This window comes from Streptomyces sp. TN58 (assembly GCF_001941845.1).
Lineage (GTDB): Bacteria > Actinomycetota > Actinomycetes > Streptomycetales > Streptomycetaceae > Streptomyces.
Map to the genome: position 1 here is coordinate 4,989,423 of NZ_CP018870.1, position 19,978 is coordinate 5,009,400.

The 19,978-nt window shown below is 70.6% G+C and carries 18 protein-coding genes; all 18 read left to right on the forward strand.

All coding sequences use genetic code 11. The features are described from left to right. Window positions 1-85 precede the first annotated feature (85 nt). The 18 genes from BSL84_RS22885 (at window position 86) to atpA (ending at window position 19,964) form a co-directional block, all read left to right on the forward strand. Entirely contained in the window at window positions 86-1,375 is a 1,290-nt protein-coding gene (locus BSL84_RS22885; protein WP_045322474.1) for a homoserine dehydrogenase, read from the forward strand. Window positions 1,376-1,381: 6 nt separating this feature from the next. After that, the gene (gene thrC / locus BSL84_RS22890) at window positions 1,382-2,452 is read left to right on the forward strand and encodes a threonine synthase (RefSeq protein ID WP_030037040.1); all 1,071 of its coding nucleotides are present in this window, start codon (window positions 1,382-1,384) and stop codon (window positions 2,450-2,452) included. 337 nt (window positions 2,453-2,789) lie between these two features. Beyond that, complete coding sequence (thrB, locus tag BSL84_RS22895; protein ID WP_030037042.1) at window positions 2,790-3,716, forward strand: homoserine kinase; 927 nt, start codon at window positions 2,790-2,792, stop codon at window positions 3,714-3,716. 429 nt (window positions 3,717-4,145) lie between these two features. Then, window positions 4,146-6,245, forward strand: a complete 2,100-nt coding sequence (gene rho / locus BSL84_RS22900) for a transcription termination factor Rho (protein WP_075971026.1) — start codon at window positions 4,146-4,148, stop codon at window positions 6,243-6,245. Between the two features lie 352 nt (window positions 6,246-6,597). After that, window positions 6,598-7,698, forward strand: a complete 1,101-nt coding sequence (locus BSL84_RS22905) for an LCP family protein (RefSeq protein ID WP_045322458.1) — start codon at window positions 6,598-6,600, stop codon at window positions 7,696-7,698. Between the two features lie 240 nt (window positions 7,699-7,938). Next, a complete protein-coding gene (gene rpmE / locus BSL84_RS22910) occupies window positions 7,939-8,157 on the forward strand; it encodes a 50S ribosomal protein L31 (protein ID WP_030008686.1) in 219 nt (72 codons plus the stop codon). Between the two features lie 126 nt (window positions 8,158-8,283). Next, entirely contained in the window at window positions 8,284-9,363 is a 1,080-nt protein-coding gene (gene prfA / locus BSL84_RS22915; RefSeq protein WP_030030384.1) for a peptide chain release factor 1, read from the forward strand. 47 nt (window positions 9,364-9,410) lie between these two features. Further along, a complete protein-coding gene (gene prmC, locus BSL84_RS22920; RefSeq protein ID WP_030030385.1) occupies window positions 9,411-10,256 on the forward strand; it encodes a peptide chain release factor N(5)-glutamine methyltransferase in 846 nt (281 codons plus the stop codon). Between the two features lie 49 nt (window positions 10,257-10,305). Beyond that, a complete protein-coding gene (locus tag BSL84_RS22925) occupies window positions 10,306-10,953 on the forward strand; it encodes an L-threonylcarbamoyladenylate synthase (protein WP_030030386.1) in 648 nt (215 codons plus the stop codon). Next, the gene (locus BSL84_RS22930) at window positions 10,950-11,582 is read left to right on the forward strand and encodes a low molecular weight phosphatase family protein (RefSeq protein WP_030030387.1); all 633 of its coding nucleotides are present in this window, start codon (window positions 10,950-10,952) and stop codon (window positions 11,580-11,582) included. The genes BSL84_RS22925 and BSL84_RS22930 overlap by 4 nt, the downstream gene beginning before the upstream one ends. Before the next feature lie 516 nt (window positions 11,583-12,098). Beyond that, complete coding sequence (glyA, locus tag BSL84_RS22935) at window positions 12,099-13,328, forward strand: serine hydroxymethyltransferase (protein ID WP_030031814.1); 1,230 nt, start codon at window positions 12,099-12,101, stop codon at window positions 13,326-13,328. Between the two features lie 116 nt (window positions 13,329-13,444). Then, entirely contained in the window at window positions 13,445-14,779 is a 1,335-nt protein-coding gene (locus BSL84_RS22940; RefSeq protein WP_045321203.1) for an MraY family glycosyltransferase, read from the forward strand. Between the two features lie 274 nt (window positions 14,780-15,053). Next, window positions 15,054-15,491 carry a hypothetical protein gene (locus tag BSL84_RS22945; protein WP_030027371.1) on the forward strand — a complete coding sequence of 146 codons (438 nt, stop codon included), beginning with the start codon at window positions 15,054-15,056 and terminating at the stop codon, window positions 15,489-15,491. 241 nt (window positions 15,492-15,732) lie between these two features. Continuing rightward, entirely contained in the window at window positions 15,733-16,539 is an 807-nt protein-coding gene (gene atpB / locus BSL84_RS22950) for a F0F1 ATP synthase subunit A (RefSeq protein WP_075971028.1), read from the forward strand. 80 nt (window positions 16,540-16,619) lie between these two features. Beyond that, window positions 16,620-16,847 carry an ATP synthase subunit C gene (locus BSL84_RS22955; protein ID WP_046776171.1) on the forward strand — a complete coding sequence of 76 codons (228 nt, stop codon included), beginning with the start codon at window positions 16,620-16,622 and terminating at the stop codon, window positions 16,845-16,847. A gap of 37 nt (window positions 16,848-16,884) precedes the next feature. Continuing rightward, window positions 16,885-17,427, forward strand: a complete 543-nt coding sequence (locus tag BSL84_RS22960) for a F0F1 ATP synthase subunit B (protein ID WP_030826858.1) — start codon at window positions 16,885-16,887, stop codon at window positions 17,425-17,427. Beyond that, complete coding sequence (locus tag BSL84_RS22965) at window positions 17,424-18,239, forward strand: F0F1 ATP synthase subunit delta (protein WP_030027377.1); 816 nt, start codon at window positions 17,424-17,426, stop codon at window positions 18,237-18,239. Before BSL84_RS22960 ends, BSL84_RS22965 begins: the two co-directional genes overlap by 4 nt. 129 nt (window positions 18,240-18,368) lie before the next feature. Next, entirely contained in the window at window positions 18,369-19,964 is a 1,596-nt protein-coding gene (gene atpA, locus BSL84_RS22970) for a F0F1 ATP synthase subunit alpha (protein ID WP_030027378.1), read from the forward strand. The last annotated feature ends 14 nt before the right edge of the window (window positions 19,965-19,978 follow it).

Sequence of the window (19,978 nt, forward strand, 5' to 3'; positions counted from 1 at the left end):
GTCCATTGAGTGAGACTGGTTCACACCCCGCGCGCAAAACCGTGCGCGGGGTATTGACAGAAGATCGAAAGGCGTAGGTCGAATGATGCGTACGCGTCCGCTGAAGGTGGCGCTGCTGGGCTGTGGAGTGGTCGGCTCAGAGGTGGCTCGCATCATGACGACGCACGCCGACGACCTCACGCAGAGGATCGGCGCGCCCGTAGAGCTGGCCGGCGTGGCCGTGCGCCGCCCCTCCAAGGTCCGTGAGGGCGTCGACCCGGCCCTGATCACCACCGACGCCACGGCCCTGCTCAAACGGGGCGACATCGACATCGCCATCGAGGTCATCGGCGGCATCGAGCCGGCCCGCACCCTGATCACCACCGCCTTCGAGCACGGCATCTCGGTGGTCTCCGCGAACAAGGCGCTGCTCGCCCAGGACGGCGCCGCGCTGCACGCCGCCGCCGAGCAGCAGGGCCGCGACCTGTACTACGAGGCCGCCGTCGCCGGCGCGATCCCGCTGGTCAGGCCGATGCGCGAGTCCCTCGCGGGCGACAAGATCAACCGTGTGATGGGCATCGTCAACGGCACGACGAACTTCATCCTCGACAAGATGGACTCGACGGGCGCCGGCTACCAGGAGGCGCTCGACGAGGCCACCGCCCTCGGGTACGCCGAGGCCGACCCGACGGCCGACGTCGAGGGCTACGACGCGGCCGCCAAGGCCGCGATCCTGGCCGGCATCGCCTTCCACACCCGGGTCCGCCTGGACGACGTGTACCGGGAGGGCATGACCGAGGTCAGCGCCGCGGACTTCGCGTCCGCCAAGCGGATGGGCTGCACCATCAAGCTCCTCGCCATCCTGGAGCGCGCCGCGGACGGCGAGTCGGTCACCGCCCGCGTCCACCCGGCGATGATCCCGCTCAGCCACCCGCTCGCCTCCGTCCGTGAGGCGTACAACGCGGTCTTCGTCGAGGCGGAGGCCGCCGGGCGGCTCATGTTCTACGGGCCCGGCGCGGGCGGTGCCCCGACCGCGTCCGCGGTACTCGGCGACCTCGTCGCCGTCGCCCGCAACAAGCTCGCCGAGGCAACGGGGCCCGGCGAGTCGGCCTACACCCAGCTGCCGGTCAGCCCCATGGGCGAGGTCGTCACCCGCTACCACATCAGCCTCGATGTGGCGGACAAGCCGGGCGTCCTCGCCCAGGTGGCGACGACGTTCGCGGAGCACGGTGTCTCCATCGACACCGTGCGGCAGCAGGGCAAGGACGGCGAGGCCTCCCTCGTCGTCGTCACCCACCGCGCCGCCGACGCCGCCCTCTCCGGGACGGTCGAGGCACTGCGGAAGCTGGACACCGTGCGCGGTGTCGCCAGCATCATGCGTGTTGAAGGGGAGTAAGGACCCATGAGCAGCAATCGCACCCACCAGTGGCGCGGCATCATCGAGGAGTACCGGGACCGCCTGCCGGTCACGGAAACGACTCCGGTGGTCACGCTCCGCGAGGGTGGCACTCCTCTCGTTCCCGCGCAGGTGCTGTCCGAGCGCACCGGCTGCGAGGTGCACCTGAAGGTCGAGGGGGCCAACCCCACCGGGTCCTTCAAGGACCGCGGCATGACCATGGCGATCACCAAGGCCAAGGAGGAGGGGGCCAAGGCCGTCATCTGCGCCTCCACGGGCAACACTTCGGCCTCCGCGGCCGCGTACGCGGTGCGTGCCGGGATGGTCTCCGCGGTGCTCGTGCCGCGCGGCAAGATCGCGCTGGGCAAGATGGGCCAGGCCCTCGTCCACGGCGCCAAGATCCTGCAGGTGGACGGCAACTTCGACGACTGCCTCGACCTCGCCCGCGCGCTGTCCGACAACTACCCGGTGGCGCTGGTCAATTCCGTCAACCCGGTGCGTATCGAGGGCCAGAAGACGGCCGCATTCGAGATCGTGGACGCGCTCGGCGACGCCCCGGACGTGCACGTGCTGCCGGTGGGCAACGCGGGCAACATCACCGCGTACTGGAAGGGGTTCAAGGAGTACAAGGCCGACGGCCTGGCCTCCCGTACGCCCCGTGTGTGGGGTTTCCAGGCGTCCGGTTCCGCGCCCATCGTGCGCGGCGAGGTCGTCAAGGAGCCGCACACCGTCGCCACCGCGATCCGCATCGGCAACCCGGCCTCCTGGGACCACGCGCTGGCCGCGCGTGACGAGTCGGGCGGTTTCATCGACGAGGTGACGGACCGCCAGATCCTGGCCGCCTACCGGCTGTTGGCGGCCCAGGAAGGCGTCTTCGTCGAGCCCGCCTCGGCCGCGTCCGTGGCCGGCCTGCTCAAGGCCGCCGAGCTGGGCCTGGTGGACCCGGGCCAGCGGATCGTCTGCACCGTCACGGGCAACGGCCTGAAGGACCCCGACTGGGCGGTCGCCGGCGCTCCGCAGCCCGTCACCGTTCCGGTGGACGCCGAAGCCGCCGCCGTGCGCCTCGGCCTGGTCTGACGTACGACCGGGCGAATGCCGGGTCCGCAGGCCCCCGGAGTGTCCTGGCGGGCGCTTTCGGGGCCATGGCGGGCCCGGCAACCCACCTCGTACGACGGCACGAGTACGGTCGAAGCGGGTCCAACCCGGTCGAATCCGCGACACGCATCGTGCGCCTCCTGTGCGCCCTATGTCGCGAGAGAACCTTCCTTCGATAGGCTGTACTTACATCCGCCACCGCGCATATGACTGCGGTGCTGCCCCGAGGGCCTTCGGGTGTCGTACGTTCTCCAGTACATTCGCAGCGAGCCAGCGAAGAGCGAAGTCCTCGCACAGTCACAAGGAGTGTCATCGGACGATGGCCGGTCCAGCGTTCCGCGCCGCCGCCGTACGGGTGCGCGTCCCCGCCAGCAGTGCCAATCTCGGCCCCGGCTTCGACGCCCTGGGCCTGGCCCTGGGGCTCTACGACGACGTCGTCGTCCGGGTGGCCGACTCCGGCCTGAACATCGACATCGCGGGCGAGGGCGCCGACACCCTCCCGCGGGACGAGAGCCACCTGCTCGTACGCTCCATGCGCACGGCCTTCGACCTGCTGGGCGGCCAGCCGCGCGGCCTGGAGGTCGTCTGCGCCAACCGCATCCCGCACGGCCGCGGGCTGGGCTCCTCCTCGGCCGCCATCTGCGCCGGCATCGTCGCCGCCCGCGCCGTCACCATAGGCGGCGAGGCGAAGCTCGACGACGCCGCGCTCCTGGAGCTCGCCACCGAGATCGAGGGCCACCCCGACAACGTCGCGGCGTGCCTCCTCGGCGGGTTCACCCTGGCGTGGATGGAGGGCGGCAGCGCCCGGGCGATCCGGATGGAGCCCGCCGAGTCCATCGTTCCGGTGGTCTTCGTACCTTCCCGGCCGGTCCTGACCGAGACGGCGCGCGGCCTGCTGCCGCGCAACGTCCCGCACGTGGACGCGGCCGTCAACGCGGGCCGCGCGGGCCTGCTCGTGGAAGCCCTGACCAGGCGTCCCGAGCTGCTGCTGCCGGCCACCGAAGACCGGCTCCACCAGGAGTACCGGTCCCCGGCGATGCCCGAGAGCGTGGCACTCGTCAACCGGCTGCGGGCGGACGGCATCCCCGCGGTCATCTCCGGCGCGGGCCCCACGGTCCTCGCGCTGGTCGACAACGACGCGGCCGACAAGGTCGCGCAGCTCGCGGGCGAGGGGTGGGCCGCGAACCGGCTCGCACTCGACGCCGCGGGCGCGAGCGTTCTTCCGCTGGGCACCCAGGGCGGTTAGTCCCGTCGGGTGACGGGACCAGCCGGCCAGGGGCGGGCGGCCAGGGCAGGCCGCCCGCGCGGAAGAGCGCGATTGCCGGTGATTGAGAGGGGGAATATCTATTGGATCCGGTAGTGTTAGTCTCAAGTGCGCATCGGAAGCCGCCATGGCTCGGTGCTCAGTGTCCCCATCCGGGACCACATTTCTTCCGGGAGCCTCCCCGACTGCTTTGATCACTCCAGCAGTTTCGAGCACGCTCCGGAATCGGCGTGATTTTCCCACGCTTTCCAGCTCGGGGGCTTCTCGCCGGAACCCACGCACGTTTCTCTCCGCCGTATCTCTATCGGCGGACCACCGCCCCGGCACGGTCCACACCAAGGACCGTCGTCGGACAGCACAACCGGTCGCCGAGCCAGACAGGCCGACGTCCGCTCCAGGGAAGGACCCTTCGTGAGCGACACCACCGATCTGATGGGCGCTGCCGACACCTCTGTCGACGCCAGTGCCCCCGCCGCGGGCGCCGCGGCCGCCCCCGCCGGACGGCGGCGACGCACCGGCACCGGCCTTGACGGCATGGTCCTCGCCGAGCTGCAGCAGGTCGCGTCGGGCCTCGGCATCAGGGGCACCGCGCGGATGCGCAAGAGCCAGCTGATCGAGGTCATCAAGGAGGCGCAGGCCGGCAGCGGTGCCCCCAAGGCCGCCGCCACCGCCGCGGACACCGCCGAGGCCAAGCCGAAGCGCCGCGCCGCCGGCAAGGCCCGTACGGCTGCCGCCGACGCCGCACCGGCGGAGGCCCCGGCCCTCGCCGAGAAGCCCGCCGAGAAGCCGACCGCCGCGCCGGCGCAGATCGAGATCCCCGGTCAGCCCGCCAGCGACGACGCGCCGGCCGGCGAGCGCCGCCGCCGTCGCGCCACGGCCCCCTCCGGCAGCCCGGAGGGCTCGGCCCCCGTCTCCGTACAGGTCGAGCAGAAGACCGACACGGCCACCGCCACCGCGCCCGCCGAGACCAAGGCCGAGGCCGCCACGGCGGTCTCCGCCGGCCAGGCCCAGGGCCAGGACGGCGAGGGCCGCGGCCGCCGTGACCGCCGGGAGCGCGGCGACCGCCAGCGCGACCGCCGTGAGCGCGGCGCCAAGGGTGACGACCAGGGCCAGGGCGGCCAGGGTCAGGGCCAGCCCGCGCAGGGCGGTCAGGGCGGGGGCCGGCAGGACCGTGCCGACCGTGCCGACCGCCAGGACCGCCAGCAGCAGGGCGGCCGCGGCCAGGGCCAGCAGGGTCGCCAGGACGGCGGCCCGCAGGACGACTTCGACGACGAGGGCGGCCGCCGCGGCCGCCGCGGCCGCTACCGCGACCGCCGGGGCCGTCGTGGCCGTGACGAGTTCGCGCCGAACGAGCCGCAGGTCGCCGACGACGACGTGCTGATCCCCGTCGCGGGCATCCTCGACATCCTGGACAACTACGCGTTCATCCGGACCTCGGGCTACCTGCCCGGCCCCAACGACGTGTACGTCTCCCTCGCCCAGGTCCGCAAGGCGGGGCTGCGCAAGGGCGACCACACCACGGGTGCCGTGCGCCAGCCCAAGGACGGCGAGCGCCGCGAGAAGTTCAACGCCCTGGTGCGCCTCGACTCGGTGAACGGCATGGCGCCCGAATCCGGCCGCGGCCGACCGGAGTTCCAGAAGCTGACGCCGCTGTACCCGCAGGACCGGCTGCGCCTGGAGACCGACCCGGGCGTGCTGACCACCCGCATCATCGACCTCGTGTCGCCGATCGGCAAGGGCCAGCGAGGCCTGATCGTGGCCCCGCCGAAGACCGGCAAGACCATGATCATGCAGGCGATCGCCAACGCGATCACCACCAACAACCCCGAGTGCCACCTGATGGTCGTCCTGGTCGACGAGCGTCCGGAAGAGGTCACCGACATGCAGCGGTCGGTCAAGGGCGAGGTCATCTCCTCGACCTTCGACCGGCCGGCCGAGGACCACACCACCGTCGCCGAGCTGGCCATCGAGCGTGCCAAGCGCCTCGTCGAGCTCGGCCACGACGTGGTCGTCCTGCTGGACTCCATCACCCGTCTGGGCCGCGCGTACAACCTCGCGGCGCCCGCCTCCGGCCGCATCCTGTCCGGTGGTGTCGACTCGACCGCGCTGTACCCGCCGAAGCGCTTCTTCGGTGCCGCGCGCAACATCGAGGACGGCGGCTCGCTGACCATCCTGGCCACCGCGCTCGTCGACACCGGCTCGCGCATGGACGAGGTGATCTTCGAGGAGTTCAAGGGCACCGGCAACATGGAGCTCAAGCTCGACCGTAAGCTCGCCGACAAGCGCATCTTCCCGGCCGTCGACGTCGACCCGTCGGGCACCCGCAAGGAGGAGATCCTCCTCAACGCGGAAGAGCTCGCCATCGTCTGGAAGCTGCGCCGGGTGCTGCACGCGCTCGACTCGCAGCAGGCGATCGAACTGCTCCTCGACAAGATGAAGCAGACGAAGTCGAACGCCGAGTTCCTGATGCAGATCGCGAAGACGACCCCGTCGGGCAAGAACGACGACTGAGACCGGCCGTCCGGCGTTCCGCGCCGGACCCGGACGTGACGCGTCACCCGCAGCAGCCCCCGCCGCACACCCGCGGCGGGGGCTGCCGCGCGTTCTCCCGGCCCCGGCGGCGGCCCCTGGAACACCGGCGGGACCGCGTACGGGGCCTGGCCTCCTGCGAGCTTCGCCACACCCACACCCCAGGCGCGGCCCCCGGCGTACACGCCGAAACCGCAGGTGAGGAACGGGCTACGCAGCGTTTTACCCCGGTTCGTACGCAGTGGCAGCCGTACGGGCGGTTGCGGCGGCCGTGGAACCCTTCACGTCATTCGCCCGTCTGTGTCACAAGAGAACTGAGGACTGGGGACTGAGGATGACCGAGGACAGCAGGAGCCGCGGCCGGCGCGCCGCGGGCCGCCGCCGGCGCAAACCGACGGCACGCCGCCGGGCCCTCGCCGCCGCCGCGTGGAGCGCCGCCGCGGTGGTCCTGCTGGGCGGGGCGGGCCTGGGCTACTTCTACTTCAAGCTCAACGGCAACCTCAAGACCGTCGACATCGACCAGGCGCTGGGCACCGACCGCCCGGCGGACGTCGACAACGGCTCCATGGACATCCTCGTCCTCGGCTCAGACTCCCGCGGCGGCGCCAACAGCGCGTACGGCGCGGACGACGGCGGCTCCGCCCGCTCCGACACGGCGATGATCGTCCACCTGTACGAGGGCCACGAGAAGGCCAGTGTCGTCTCCATACCCCGCGACACCATGACCTCCCGCCCCGAATGCCCCACCGGCAAGGGCAGGAGCGACCCCGGCGGCAAGCGCCGGCAGTTCAACGAGGCCTACACCGTCGGCGGCGCCGCCTGCGCGGTCAAGACCGTCGAGAAGATGTCGGGGATCCGCATGGACCACTACGTCGAGGTCGACTTCACCGGCTTCAAGAAGATCATCGACACCCTCGGCGGGGTCCGGGTGACCACCACCAAGCCGATCAAGGACGAGTACAGCCACCTCGACCTCCCCGCCGGCCCCAACCAGCTCGACGGAGAGCAGGCCCTCGGCCTGGTCCGCACCCGCCACGGCGTCGGCGACGGCGGCGACCTCGGCCGAATACAGCTGCAGCAGGCCTTCATCAAGGCGCTCATCAAGCAGGTCAAGGGCGTCGGCGTGTTCGACAACCCCAAGAAGCTCTTCGACCTCGCCGACGCCGGCACCAAGGCGCTCACCACCGACAAGGCGCTCGGCGACGTGAAGTCCCTCGCCGGCTTCGCCCAGAGCCTCCAGGGCATCGACGCCCAGGACATGCAGATGATCACCCTGCCCGTCACCACGGACCCGCTCGACGCGAACCGCGTCACCCCGCTGCAGAAGGAGTCCAGGATGGTCTGGGACGCCCTGCTGGCCGACCGGCCCATCCCCGCCGAGGCCACCGTGGACTCCACCGGCGACAAGAGCGCGGCCGGAACCGTCGTCCAGTAGGCGCACCCGGCGGAACGGACCCGGAAGGCACCGGTCAGGGACCTGGAAGGGACCTGGAAGGGACCTGGAACGGATCCGGAACGGACCGCGGAATAGTCGGGGACCCCTTCCCGTTGAAGCAGGCGTCCTCAGAATTTTGACAGGCGGCCCGGTCCTGGCAGACTGGTCTGTCGGCCCCGGTTCACGCACGTAGCAATTCGGCTCCTGCGACCCGGCGCCCTCCCGAATCTAGGAGACACCTTGAAGCGCGATGTTCACCCCGAGTACGTCGAGACCGCGGTCAGCTGCACCTGCGGCGCGTCGTTCACGACCCGTAGCACCCTGACCGAGGGCACCATCCGTGCCGAGGTCTGCTCCGAGTGCCACCCGTTCTACACGGGCAAGCAGAAGATCCTCGACACCGGTGGCCGCGTGGCCCGCTTCGAGGCGCGCTTCGGCAAGGGCGCGGCCAAGAAGTAGCGCGACCCAGGCGCCGGTCTCCGGCCGCCCCCTGTCCACTCGGGGGCGGCCGGACCGGCGCCTTTGTCGTCGTATCGCCCGTCACCCCGTGCAGTCCCCCCGCACTTTCACCACAGGAGCCCCCCGATGTTCGAGGCGGTCGAGGAACTGGTCGGCGAACACGCCGACCTCGAAAAGCAGCTCGCCGACCCTTCGGTCCACTCCGATCAGGCCAACGCGCGCAAGCTGAACAAGCGCTACGCGGAGCTGACCCCGATCATCGCGACCTTCCGTGCCTGGAAGCAGACGGGCGACGACATCGAGACGGCGAAGGAGCTCGCGGCCGACGACCCGGACTTCGCCGCCGAGGTCAAGGAGCTGACGCAGACGCGCGAGGAGCTCACCGAGAAGCTCCGCCTGCTGCTCGTCCCGCGCGACCCCAGCGACGACAAGGACGTGCTCCTGGAGGTCAAGGCGGGCGCGGGCGGCGACGAGTCCGCCCTGTTCGCCGGCGACCTGCTGCGCATGTACCTGCGCTACGCCGAGCGCGTGGGCTGGAAGACCGAGATCATCGACGCCACCGAGTCCGAGCTCGGCGGCTACAAGGACGTCCAGGTCTCCGTCCGCACCAAGGGCGGCAACGGCGCCACCGAGCCCGGCCAGGGCGTGTGGGCCCGCCTGAAGTACGAGGGCGGCGTGCACCGCGTCCAGCGCGTCCCGGCCACCGAGTCCCAGGGCCGCATCCACACCTCCGCCGCCGGCGTGCTCGTCACCCCGGAAGCCGAGGAGGTCGAGGTCGAGATCAACGCGAACGACCTCCGCATCGACGTGTACCGCTCCTCCGGCCCCGGCGGCCAGTCCGTCAACACCACCGACTCGGCCGTGCGCATCACGCACATCCCCACCGGTGTGGTCGCCTCCTGTCAGAACGAGAAGAGCCAGCTCCAGAACAAGGAGCAGGCCATGCGCATCCTGCGCTCCCGCCTGCTGGCCGCCGCCCAGGAGGCCGCCGAGCAGGAGGCCTCGGACGTGCGCCGCAGCCAGGTCCGCTCCGTGGACCGGTCCGAGAAGATCCGTACGTACAACTTCCCGGAAAACCGGATCTCGGACCACCGCACCGGTTTCAAGGCGTACAACTTGGACCAGGTGCTCGACGGCGACCTCGACGCGGTCATCCAGGCCTGCGTGGACACGGACTCCGCCGCCAAGCTCGCCGCCGCGAACTGACCGCACACCGCACCACCCCCCGTACGACAGCAGCCCGGAGGACCAGCGTGAACTTGCTGCTTGCCGAGGTGGCCCAGGCCACCCAGCGGCTGGCCGCCGCCGGCGTGCCCTCACCGCGCTTCGACGCGGAGGAGCTCGCCGCCTTCGTGCACGGCGTCAAGCGGGGGGAACTGCACCACGTCAAGGACGCGGACTTCGACGCCCGCTACTGGGAGGCCGTCGCCCGCCGCGAGGCGCGCGAGCCGCTCCAGCACATCACCGGGCGCGCCTTCTTCCGCTACCTGGAGCTCCAGGTCGGACCCGGGGTCTTCGTGCCCCGGCCCGAGACCGAGTCGGTCGTCGACTGGGCCATACACGCCGTCCGGGCCATGGACGTCGTCGAGCCGCTGATCGTCGACCTGTGCACCGGATCCGGCGCCATCGCGCTGGCCATGGCGCAGGAGGTGCCGCGCTCGCGCGTGCACGCGGTCGAGCTGTCCGAGGACGCCCTGCGGTGGACCCGCAAGAACGCCGAGGGCTCCCGCGTCACCGTCCACCAGGGCGACGCCCTGAGCGCGCTGCCCGAACTCGACGGACAGGTCGACCTGGTCATCTCCAACCCGCCGTACATCCCGCTCACCGAGTGGGAGTACGTCGCCCCCGAGGCCCGCGACCACGACCCGGAGATGGCGCTCTTCTCCGGCGAGGACGGACTCGACACCATCCGGGGCATCGAGCGCACCGCCCACCGGCTGCTGCGGCCCGGCGGCATCGTCGTCGTCGAGCACGCCGACACCCAGGGCGGCCAGGTCCCGTGGATCTTCGCCGAGGAACGGGGCTGGGCCGACGCGGCCGACCACCCCGACCTCAACAACCGCCCGCGCTTCGCCACGGCCCGCAAGGCCCTGCCGTGACCGGCGCGACGACCCCTGCCACCCCCCTGCTGCACGAGGAGGCCCGCTGATGGCCCGGCGATACGACTGCAACGACGCGACGGACCGCAAGACCGGTCTGCGTGAAGCCGCATCAGCCGTGCGCCGCGGCGAACTCGTCGTGCTGCCCACCGACACCCTGTACGGGATCGGCGCGGACGCCTTCAGCCCGGAGGCCGTCCACGACCTGCTCGCCGCCAAGGGCCGCGGCCGCGGCATGCCCACCCCGGTGCTCATCGGCTCCCCGAACACCCTGCACGGCCTCGTCACGGACTTCTCCGAACAGGCCTGGGAGCTCGTCGACGCCTTCTGGCCCGGCGCGCTGACGCTGGTCGCCAAGCACCAGCCCTCGCTGGCATGGGACCTGGGCGACACCCACGGCACCGTGGCCGTGCGCATGCCCCTGCACCCCGTCGCCATCGAGCTGCTGACGGAGGTCGGACCGATGGCGGTGTCGTCGGCCAACATCTCCGGCCAGCCGGCGCCCGAGGACTGCGACGCGGCGCGCGAGATGCTCGGCGACTCGGTGTCCGTCTACCTGGACGGCGGTCCGACGCCCGGCATCGAGCCGTCGTCGATCGTCGACGTGACGGGGAAGGTTCCCCTGCTGCTGCGCGAGGGGGCGCTCAGCGCCGACCAGCTGCGGGAGGTCGTACCCGACCTAGAGGTGGCCCCGTGAGCCCTGAGGGGCGTGGCATAGCAGGAGGAAGCACTTTCCGCATACTCCACGTCAGCACGGGCAACGTGTGCCGCTCGCCGATCACCGAGCGGCTGACCCGGCACGCCCTCTCGCACCGCCTCGGCGGACCCGTCGGCGGCGACCTCATCGTGGAGAGCGCCGGTACGTGGGGCCACGAGGGCGCCCCGATGGAGGCGAACGCGGCCGCCGTGCTCGCGGACTTCGGAGCCGACGCGTCCGGGTTCACCGGCCGTGAGCTGCTGGACGAGCACGTCATACGCGCAGACCTGGTGCTGACCGCCACCCGCGACCACCGAGCGCAGGTCATCTCGATGGGCCACTCGGCGGGGCTGCGCACCTTCACCCTGAAGGAGTTCACCCGGCTGGTCAGGGCGATAGACCCGGCCACGCTGCCGCCGCTGGACGACGGCATGGCGGAGCGGGCGCGGGCGCTCGTACGGGCCGCCGCGGCGCTGCGCGGGTGGCTGCTGGCGCCGTCGCCCGACGCGGACGAGGTGTACGACCCGTACGGGGCGCCGATCACCTTCTTCCGCTCGATCGGCGACGAGATCAACCAGGCGCTGGACCCCGTGGTCACGGCCCTGACGGGCGTCGCGGCCCGCCGCTGACGCGGAGCCGTGCGGCCTGCCGGCCGGGGGTGCGGTCCCGCTGCGCGGAGCATGCCCCTGCCCGCCCCTTCTCCGTTTCCCGGGGCGCTGCCCCGGACCCCGCGCCTCAAGCGCCGGCGGGGCTGGGAGAGCAGGGCTCCGGCCCGGGCCCCGCGCCTCAAGCGCCGGCGGGGCTGAAGGATCGGGGCTCCGCCCCGGGGCCCGCGCCTCAAGCGCCGGCGGGGCTGGGAGAGCGGGGCTCCGGCCCGGGCCCGCGCCTCAAGCGCCGGCGGGGCTGGGAGAGCGGGGCTCCGGCCCGGGCCCCGGGCCTCAAGCGCCGGCGGGGCTGAAGGATCGGGGCTCCGGCCCGGGCCCGCGCCTCAAGCGCCGGCGGGGCTGGGAGAGCGGGGCTCCGGCCCGGGGCCCGGGCCTCAAGCGCCGGCGGGGCTGAAAATCGGGGCGGGTGGCGTCGGCAGGGCGTCGTGGGGGCTGCGGGCCTACAGTGGCTGGTACCCGGTACCCCCCTGGAGTCGCGCCATGAGCGTCATCACCCAGCCCACGGACCTGCTGCGCCGGCAGGACCCGGAGATGGCCGACGTACTCGCCGGGGAAGCGCGCAGACAGGCCGGCACGCTGCAGCTGAGCGCGGCGGAGAACTTCACCTCCTCGGCCGTCCTGGCCGCCCTGAGCTCCCCGCTCGCCAACAAGTACGCCGAGGGCTACCCCGGCGCCCGCTACCACGGCGGCTGCGAGTACGCCGACCTGGCCGAGCAGACGGCCGTCGAACGGGCCAAGGCGCTGTTCGGGACCGAGCACGCCAACGTCCAGCCGCACTCCGGCTCCTCGGCCGTCCTGGCCGCCTACGCGGCGCTGCTGCGGCCGGGGGACACCGTGCTGGCGATGGGGCTTCCGTACGGGGGACACCTCACCCACGGCTCGCCCGCCAACTTCTCCGGCCAGTGGTTCACCTTCGTCGGGTACGGCGTCGACGCCCGGACCGGCCTCATCGACTACCGGCAGGTGCAGGACCTGGCCCGGGCGCACCGGCCGAAAGCCATCGTGTGCGGGTCCATCTCCTACCCGCGCCACCCCGAGTACTCCGCCTTCCGGGAGATCGCCGACGAGGTCGGGGCCTACCTGATCGCCGACGCCGCCCATCCGATCGGACTGGTGGCCGGCGGGGCCGCGCCCAGCCCCGTCCCGTACGCGGACGTCGTCTGCGCGACCACCCACAAGGTCCTGCGCGGGCCGCGCGGCGGGATGGTCCTGTGCGGTGCGGACCTCGCCGAGCGCATCGACCGGGCGGTGTTCCCCCTCACGCAGGGCGGGGCCCAGATGCACACCATCGCCGCCAAGGCCGTGGCCTTCGGCGAGGCGGGCCGGCCGGCCTTCGCCACCTACGCCCACCGCGTGGTCGCCAACGCCCGGGCACTGGCCGCGGCGCTGGAGGAGCGCGGGTTCACGATCACCACAGGCGGCACCGACACACACATGATCACCGCGGATCCGGCGCCGCTGGGCGTGGACGGCCCGACCGCCCGCGGCCGGCTGGCCGCCGCCGGGATGGTGCTGGACACCTGTGTCCTGCCGTACGGGGACCAGCGGGGCGTACGCCTGGGCACCGCGGCGGTGACCACCCAGGGGATGGGGGAGAACGAGATGCGCCGCATCGCGGAGCTGTTCGCCGCGGCGCTGCACGGGGAGGCCGCGACCACACGTACGGAGGTCGGCGAGCTCACGGAAGGTTTTCCACCTTACGGGGATTAAGCGGGACAAGGAGGGTGTAGTGGAACCGGGATGCCGCACCCTGGCGTCCTCGGCAGAGGGGACATCGCAGCTAATGTGTGGGGCTGAGATGGCCGGCGATACATCTGGGGCAGCCCGTGCGTGAATATCTGCTGACGCTTTGCGTCACGGTCGCGGTGACCTACCTGCTGACCGGGCCCGTGCGGAAGTTCGCGATCGCGGCCGGGGCCATGCCGGAGATCCGCGCCCGCGACGTGCACCGCGAGCCGACGCCGCGCCTCGGCGGGATCGCGATGTTCGGCGGCCTGTGCGCGGGCCTGCTGGTCGCCGACCACCTGCAGAACCTCAACGCGGTCTTCGAGAAGTCGAACGAACCGCGCGCACTGCTCTCCGGAGCCGCCCTGATCTGGCTGATCGGCGTCCTGGACGACAAGTTCGAGATCGACGCCCTCATCAAGCTCGGCGCCCAGATGATCTCCGCCGGCGTCATGGTCATGCAGGGCCTGACCATCCTCTGGATCCCGGTGCCCTTCATCGGCACGGTCCCGCTCACCCAGTGGCAGGGCAACCTGCTCACCGTGGCGCTCGTCGTCATCACCATCAACGCGGTGAACTTCGTGGACGGCCTCGACGGCCTCGCCGCCGGCATGGTCTGCATCGCCGCCGCCGCGCTCTTCCTGTACGCGTACCGGATCTGGTTCGGCTACGGCATCGAGTCCGCGGCCCCCGCCACCCTCTTCGCGGCCATCCTGATGGGCATGTGCCTGGGCTTCCTGCCGCACAACATGCACCCCGCCCGGATCTTCATGGGCGACTCCGGCTCGATGCTCATCGGCCTGGTGCTGGCGGCGGCGGCGATCTCCCTGACGGGTCAGGTGGACCCGGACGCGCTGGCCCTGTTCGCCGGCGGTGAGCGCAACGCGACGCACGCGATGCTCCCGGTCTTCATCCCGCTGATCCTGCCCCTGACGATCATCGCGATCCCGATGGCCGACCTGATCCTGGCCATCGTCCGGCGTACGTGGAAGGGCCAGTCGCCCTTCGCGGCCGACCGGGGCCACCTGCACCACCGGCTGCTGGAACTCGGCCACTCGCACAGCCGAGCGGTCCTCATCATGTACTTCTGGTCGGGGCTGATCGCCTTCGGCACGGTGGCCTACTCCGTCCACTCCACGGCGATGTGGATCGTGCTGGTGATCGCCGTACTCAGTGCCGTGGGGCTTTTCCTGCTACTCCTGCCGCGCTTCACCCCGCGTACTCCGAAGTGGGCGGAGGGTCTGGTTCCGCCGCGCTACCGGCACGCCGCGCGCGCCGCGGAAGCGGCCGCGGAGGCCGCCGCGCGGGACGCCTCGGGCACCGAGCCGGCGCCCGCCAGGCCCATCGCAGCAGGCGTCTCGGGCGTCAACGGAGCAACCGCCGTGGGCCCCCGTTCGCGCTTCCCCGAGCGGCGTAAGGCTGAATCCACCCGCTGACAGCGGCATCGCATGTCCGACATGGGTGCGCATTAGCAGACAGCCGGCCCGCCTGTCGCGCACACACGCGCAGGGTCACTCTCATGTGTGACAGTCGGCACACCCGGCAGGTAAAGCTCTCATCAAATAGTTTGTGATACCGTTCACTAAACCCGGCGACAGAGCCGAAGGACCGTAGTGCGACGGTCCCTTGGCCCGAGGTTCTCTCTCGGACCGGGCTTACGCTCGTCCCGTACGAGTCCAGTGCCCCCACCACCACGCGGAGCAAACCGCCATGCGGTCAGATGACGTCCGATCCCTTCTGCAAGCCGCCGTGCCCACGGCCGTCGCCGGCGCACTCGCCGCGTTGATCAGTGGGCTTGTCGTCGGCGGCAAGGGCGCGGTCGGAGCGGTCGTCGCGACGCTGGTCGTGATCGTGTTCATGGGCATCGGATTCGTCGTTCTACAGCGCACGGCGAAATCGCTCCCGCACCTCTTCCAGGCCATGGGGCTCATGCTCTACACGGCCCAGATCCTGCTGCTTTTCGTGTTTGTCGCGGCGTTCAAGAACACCACCCTGTTCAACCACAAGGCGTTCGCGATCACGCTCGTGGCGACCACCCTCGTGTGGATCGCCGCGCAGGCCCGCGCGCACATGAAGGCCAAGATCCTTTACGTCGAACCGGACTCGACGACGGGCGGCAAGCCCGAAAATCCGGGACCGAAGACGTGAAGGGTAGGGCCGGGATAAGTGGGCGTTCGAGATCCTGCTATCGTCCGGTGCCAACTGCGGCACTGCGGGCGCGGGCATCTGAGCTGACGCCTGTTCCATCGCGAGGCTCGATGCCTGACTGCCGCCCCACCATCCGTTACACCAGTCCAGTGCCGAACCGCGGCTGCGCGCCGCGCCGACACAACGAGGTTGCCGTACCTATGCGCCACGCTGAAGGAGCCCTGCGGTGAGTGCTGCTGACATGACGCTCGCCTTCGAGATCAATTGTCATTTCGAAGACGGCACTGGCTGCGGCTTCCCGGGCCCGACCCTGTACTCGTTCCTGTTCAAGCCGATGTTCGGCGATGCGGACGGCCTGTACTTCAACAAGACGATGCTTCTGGCCCTGCTGGGCTCGATCATCATCGTCGCCTTCTTCTGGGCCGCGTTCCGGAAGCCGAAGGTCGTCCCGGGCAAGCTGCAGATGGTCGCCGAGGCGGGCTACGACTTCGTGCGCCGCGGCATCGTCTACGAGACGCTGGGCAAGAAGGAAGGCGAGAAGTACGTCCCCTTCATGGTCGCGACGTTCTTCTTCGTCTGGATGATGAACCTCTGGTCCATCGTCCCGCTCGCCCAGTTCCCGGTGACCGCGGTCATCGCGTACCCGGCCGGTCTCGCCCTCGTCATCTACGTCATGTGGATGTCGGTGACCTTCAAGCGCCACGGCTTCGTCGGCGGCTTCAAGAACATCACGGGCTACGACAAGACGCTCGGCCCGGTCCTGCCGATGGTCATGGTGATCGAGTTCTTCTCGAACGTGCTGGTCCGCCCCTTCACCCACGCGGTCCGACTGTTCGCGAACATGTTCGCCGGTCACACCCTGCTGCTGCTCTTCACCATCGCCAGCTGGTACCTGCTGAACGGGATCGGCATCGCCTACGCGGGCGTCTCGTTCGTCATGGTCATCGTGATGACCGCCTTCGAGCTCTTCATCCAGGCCGTCCAGGCCTACGTCTTCGTGCTGCTGGCTTGCAGCTTCCTGCAGGGCGCGCTCGCCGAGCACCACTGAGCGCGGCCCGCTCCAAGCAATCCCCCCAGTCGTCCGGTGGCCAACCCCCACCGGTCCGTGAAAGAGAAGGAAGAACTGGCATGTCCCAGACCCTTGCTGCCGTCACCGGTTCCCTCAGCTCCGTTGGCTACGGCCTCGCGGCGATCGGCCCCGGCGTCGGCGTCGGCATCATCTTCGGTAACGGCACCCAGGCGCTCGCCCGTCAGCCCGAAGCTGCCGGTCTGATCCGCGCCAACCAGATCCTCGGCTTCGCCTTCTGTGAGGCGCTCGCCCTCATCGGTCTGGTCATGCCGTTCGTCTACGCCTGACGAACACGACTAGTCCGAATCGACGAAAGGCACTGATGTGAACCTCCTGGTTCTCGCGGCCGAGGAGCCTCAAAACCCCCTCGTCCCGCCGATCCCCGAGCTCGTCATCGGTCTGATCGCCTTCGTCATCGTCTTCGGTTTCCTCGCGAAGAAGCTCCTCCCGAACATCAACAAGGTTCTGGAAGAGCGCCGCGAGGCCATCGAAGGCGGTATCGAGAAGGCGGAAGCCGCTCAGACCGAGGCCCAGAGCGTCCTGGAGCAGTACAAGGCCCAGCTCGCCGAAGCCCGGCACGAGGCCGCGCGCCTGCGCCAGGAAGCGCTGGAGCAGGGCACTGCGCTGAAGGAAGAACTGCGCGCAGAGGGCCAGCGGCAGCGTGAGGAGATCATCGCTGCCGGCCACGCCCAGATCGCGGCGGACCGCAAGGCCGCCTCTCAGGCGCTGCGTCAGGACGTGGGCAAGCTCGCCACCGACCTGGCCGGAAAGCTCGTCGGCGAGTCCCTTGAGGACCACGCCCGGCAGAGCCGCACCATCGACCGCTTCCTCAGCGAGCTTGAGGAGAAGGCCGAGGCGGCCCGATGAACGGAGCGAGCCGCGAGGCGCTGGCCTCCGCGCGCGAGCGTCTCGACGCGCTGACGGACAACACGTCCGTCGACGCGGCGAAGCTCGCCGGTGAGCTGGCCGCTGTCACCGCGCTGCTCGACCGTGAGGTCTCGCTGCGTCGGGTCATCACGGACCCGGCGCAGGCCGGCGAGGCCAAGGCCGAGCTCGTCGCTCGGCTGCTCGGCGGTCAGGTCGGCGGGGAGACCCTCGACCTGGTGTCCGGCATGGCCCGGTCCCGCTGGTCGCAGTCCCGCGACCTGGTGGACGCGCTGGAGGAGCTGGCGGCCACCGCCGACCTCACGGCGGCCCAGCAGGCCGAGGCGCTCGACAACGTCGAGGACGAGATCTTCCGCTTCGGCCGGATCGTGTCCTCGAACACCGAGCTGCGTGCCGCGCTGACCGACCGCGCGGCGACCACCTCCGCCAAGAGCCAGCTGCTGCGCAGCCTGCTCAACGGCAAGGTGAACGCCGTCACCGAGCGCCTGGTGATCCGTCTTGTCACGCACCCGCGTGGACGTAGCCTGGAGGCGGGACTCGAATCCCTGTCCAAGCTCGCCGCCGAGCGCCGTGACCGCATGGTCGCCACCGTGACCAGCGCGGTTCCGCTCAGCGACGTGCAGAAGCAGCGTCTCGGCGCGGTGCTGGCCAAGCTGTACGGACGCCAGATGCACCTGAACCTCGACGTGGACCCCGAGGTCCTCGGCGGGATCTCGGTGCGAGTCGGCGACGAGGTCATCGACGGCACCATCGCGGACCGCCTCGCAGAGGCGTCCCGCCGCATGGCCGGCTGACCAGCCACCAAAAGTACAAAGCATTCCTAGCGGCCCGGTTGGGCCGTGCAGAACTTGCAGAAGATTCCTGGGGGTCGCCCCCAGACCCCTAAGAAGCTTCAGGCCCAACAAGGAGAGCAGGGAACCCAGATGGCGGAGCTCACGATCCGGCCGGAGGAGATCCGGGACGCACTGGAGAACTTTGTCCAGTCGTACCAGCCGGACGCGGCCTCGCGCGAGGAGGTCGGAACGGTCAGCGTTGCCGGCGACGGCATCGCGAAGGTGGAGGGCCTGCCCTCCGCCATGGCGAACGAGCTGCTGAAGTTCGAGGACGGCACCCTCGGTCTCGCCCTCAACCTTGAGGAGCGCGAGATCGGTGCGATCGTCCTCGGCGAGTTCAGCGGTATCGAGGAGGGCCAGCCGGTGCAGCGCACCGGTGAGGTTCTCTCCGTAGGTGTCGGCGAGGGCTACCTCGGCCGCGTTGTCGACCCGCTCGGCAACCCGATCGACGGCCTCGGCGAGATCGCGACCGAAGGCCGCCGCGCCCTCGAACTGCAGGCCCCGGGCGTCATGGTCCGTAAGTCGGTGCACGAGCCCATGCAGACCGGCTACAAGGCCGTCGACGCGATGGTGCCGATCGGCCGTGGCCAGCGTCAGCTGATCATCGGCGACCGTCAGACCGGCAAGACCGCCCTGGCCGTCGACACGATCATCAACCAGCGCGACAACTGGCGCTCGGGCGACGTGAACAAGCAGGTCCGCTGCATCTACGTCGCCATCGGCCAGAAGGGCTCGACCATCGCGTCCGTTCGCGGCGCCCTGGAAGAGGCCGGCGCGCTCGAATACACGACGATCGTCGCCGCCCCGGCGTCCGACCCGGCCGGCTTCAAGTACCTGGCGCCGTACACCGGTTCCGCCATCGGCCAGCACTGGATGTACGCCGGCAAGCACGTCCTGATCATCTTCGACGACCTGTCGAAGCAGGCCGACGCCTACCGCGCCGTGTCGCTGCTGCTGCGCCGCCCGCCGGGCCGTGAGGCCTACCCGGGTGACGTCTTCTACCTGCACTCCCGCCTGCTGGAGCGCTGCGCGAAGCTGTCCGACGAGATGGGCGCCGGCTCGATGACCGGTCTGCCGATCGTCGAGACCAAGGCGAACGACGTGTCGGCGTTCATCCCGACCAACGTCATCTCCATCACCGACGGCCAGTGCTTCCTGGAGTCCGACCTGTTCAACGCGGGCCAGCGCCCGGCGCTGAACGTCGGTATCTCGGTCTCCCGCGTCGGTGGCTCCGCCCAGCACAAGGCCATGAAGCAGGTTTCGGGTCGTCTCCGCGTCGACCTGGCCCAGTACCGCGAGCTGGAGGCGTTCGCCGCCTTCGGTTCCGACCTGGACGCCGCGTCGAAGGCCTCCCTGGAGCGCGGCAAGCGCATGGTCGAGCTGCTGAAGCAGGGCCAGTACCAGCCGATGCCCGTCGAGGAGCAGGTCGTCTCCGTCTGGGCCGGCACCACCGGCAAGATGGACGACGTCCCGGTCGCCGACATCCGTCGCTTCGAGTCGGAGCTGCTGGAGCACCTGCGCCGCGAGCGCAAGGACCTCCTGACCTCCATCGCCGAGGGCGGCAAGATGTCGGACGACACCCTGGGCTCGATCGCTGACGCCATCGCGGCCTTCAAGCGCCAGTTCGAGACCTCGGACGGCAAGCTCCTGGGCGAGGACGTGCCGGCCGTCAACGTCTCCAAGTGACGACGGAAGGGACC

Excerpts from the sequence above, each read along its gene's own strand:
- BSL84_RS22945 (WP_030027371.1), top strand. The coding sequence starts at position 15,054 with ATGCGGTCAGATGACGTCCGATCCCTTCTGCAAGCCGCCGTGCCCACG.
- atpA (WP_030027378.1), top strand. The coding sequence starts at position 18,369 with ATGGCGGAGCTCACGATCCGGCCGGAGGAGATCCGGGACGCACTGGAG.
- thrC (WP_030037040.1), top strand. The coding sequence starts at position 1,382 with ATGAGCAGCAATCGCACCCACCAGTGGCGCGGCATCATCGAGGAGTAC.
- atpB (WP_075971028.1), top strand. The coding sequence starts at position 15,733 with ATGACGCTCGCCTTCGAGATCAATTGTCATTTCGAAGACGGCACTGGC.
- thrB (WP_030037042.1), top strand. The coding sequence starts at position 2,790 with ATGGCCGGTCCAGCGTTCCGCGCCGCCGCCGTACGGGTGCGCGTCCCC.
- prfA (WP_030030384.1), top strand. The coding sequence starts at position 8,284 with ATGTTCGAGGCGGTCGAGGAACTGGTCGGCGAACACGCCGACCTCGAA.
- BSL84_RS22905 (WP_045322458.1), top strand. The coding sequence starts at position 6,598 with ATGACCGAGGACAGCAGGAGCCGCGGCCGGCGCGCCGCGGGCCGCCGC.
- BSL84_RS22925 (WP_030030386.1), top strand. The coding sequence starts at position 10,306 with ATGGCCCGGCGATACGACTGCAACGACGCGACGGACCGCAAGACCGGT.
- BSL84_RS22885 (WP_045322474.1), top strand. The coding sequence starts at position 86 with ATGCGTACGCGTCCGCTGAAGGTGGCGCTGCTGGGCTGTGGAGTGGTC.
- BSL84_RS22965 (WP_030027377.1), top strand. The coding sequence starts at position 17,424 with ATGAACGGAGCGAGCCGCGAGGCGCTGGCCTCCGCGCGCGAGCGTCTC.
- BSL84_RS22955 (WP_046776171.1), top strand. The coding sequence starts at position 16,620 with ATGTCCCAGACCCTTGCTGCCGTCACCGGTTCCCTCAGCTCCGTTGGC.
- glyA (WP_030031814.1), top strand. The coding sequence starts at position 12,099 with ATGAGCGTCATCACCCAGCCCACGGACCTGCTGCGCCGGCAGGACCCG.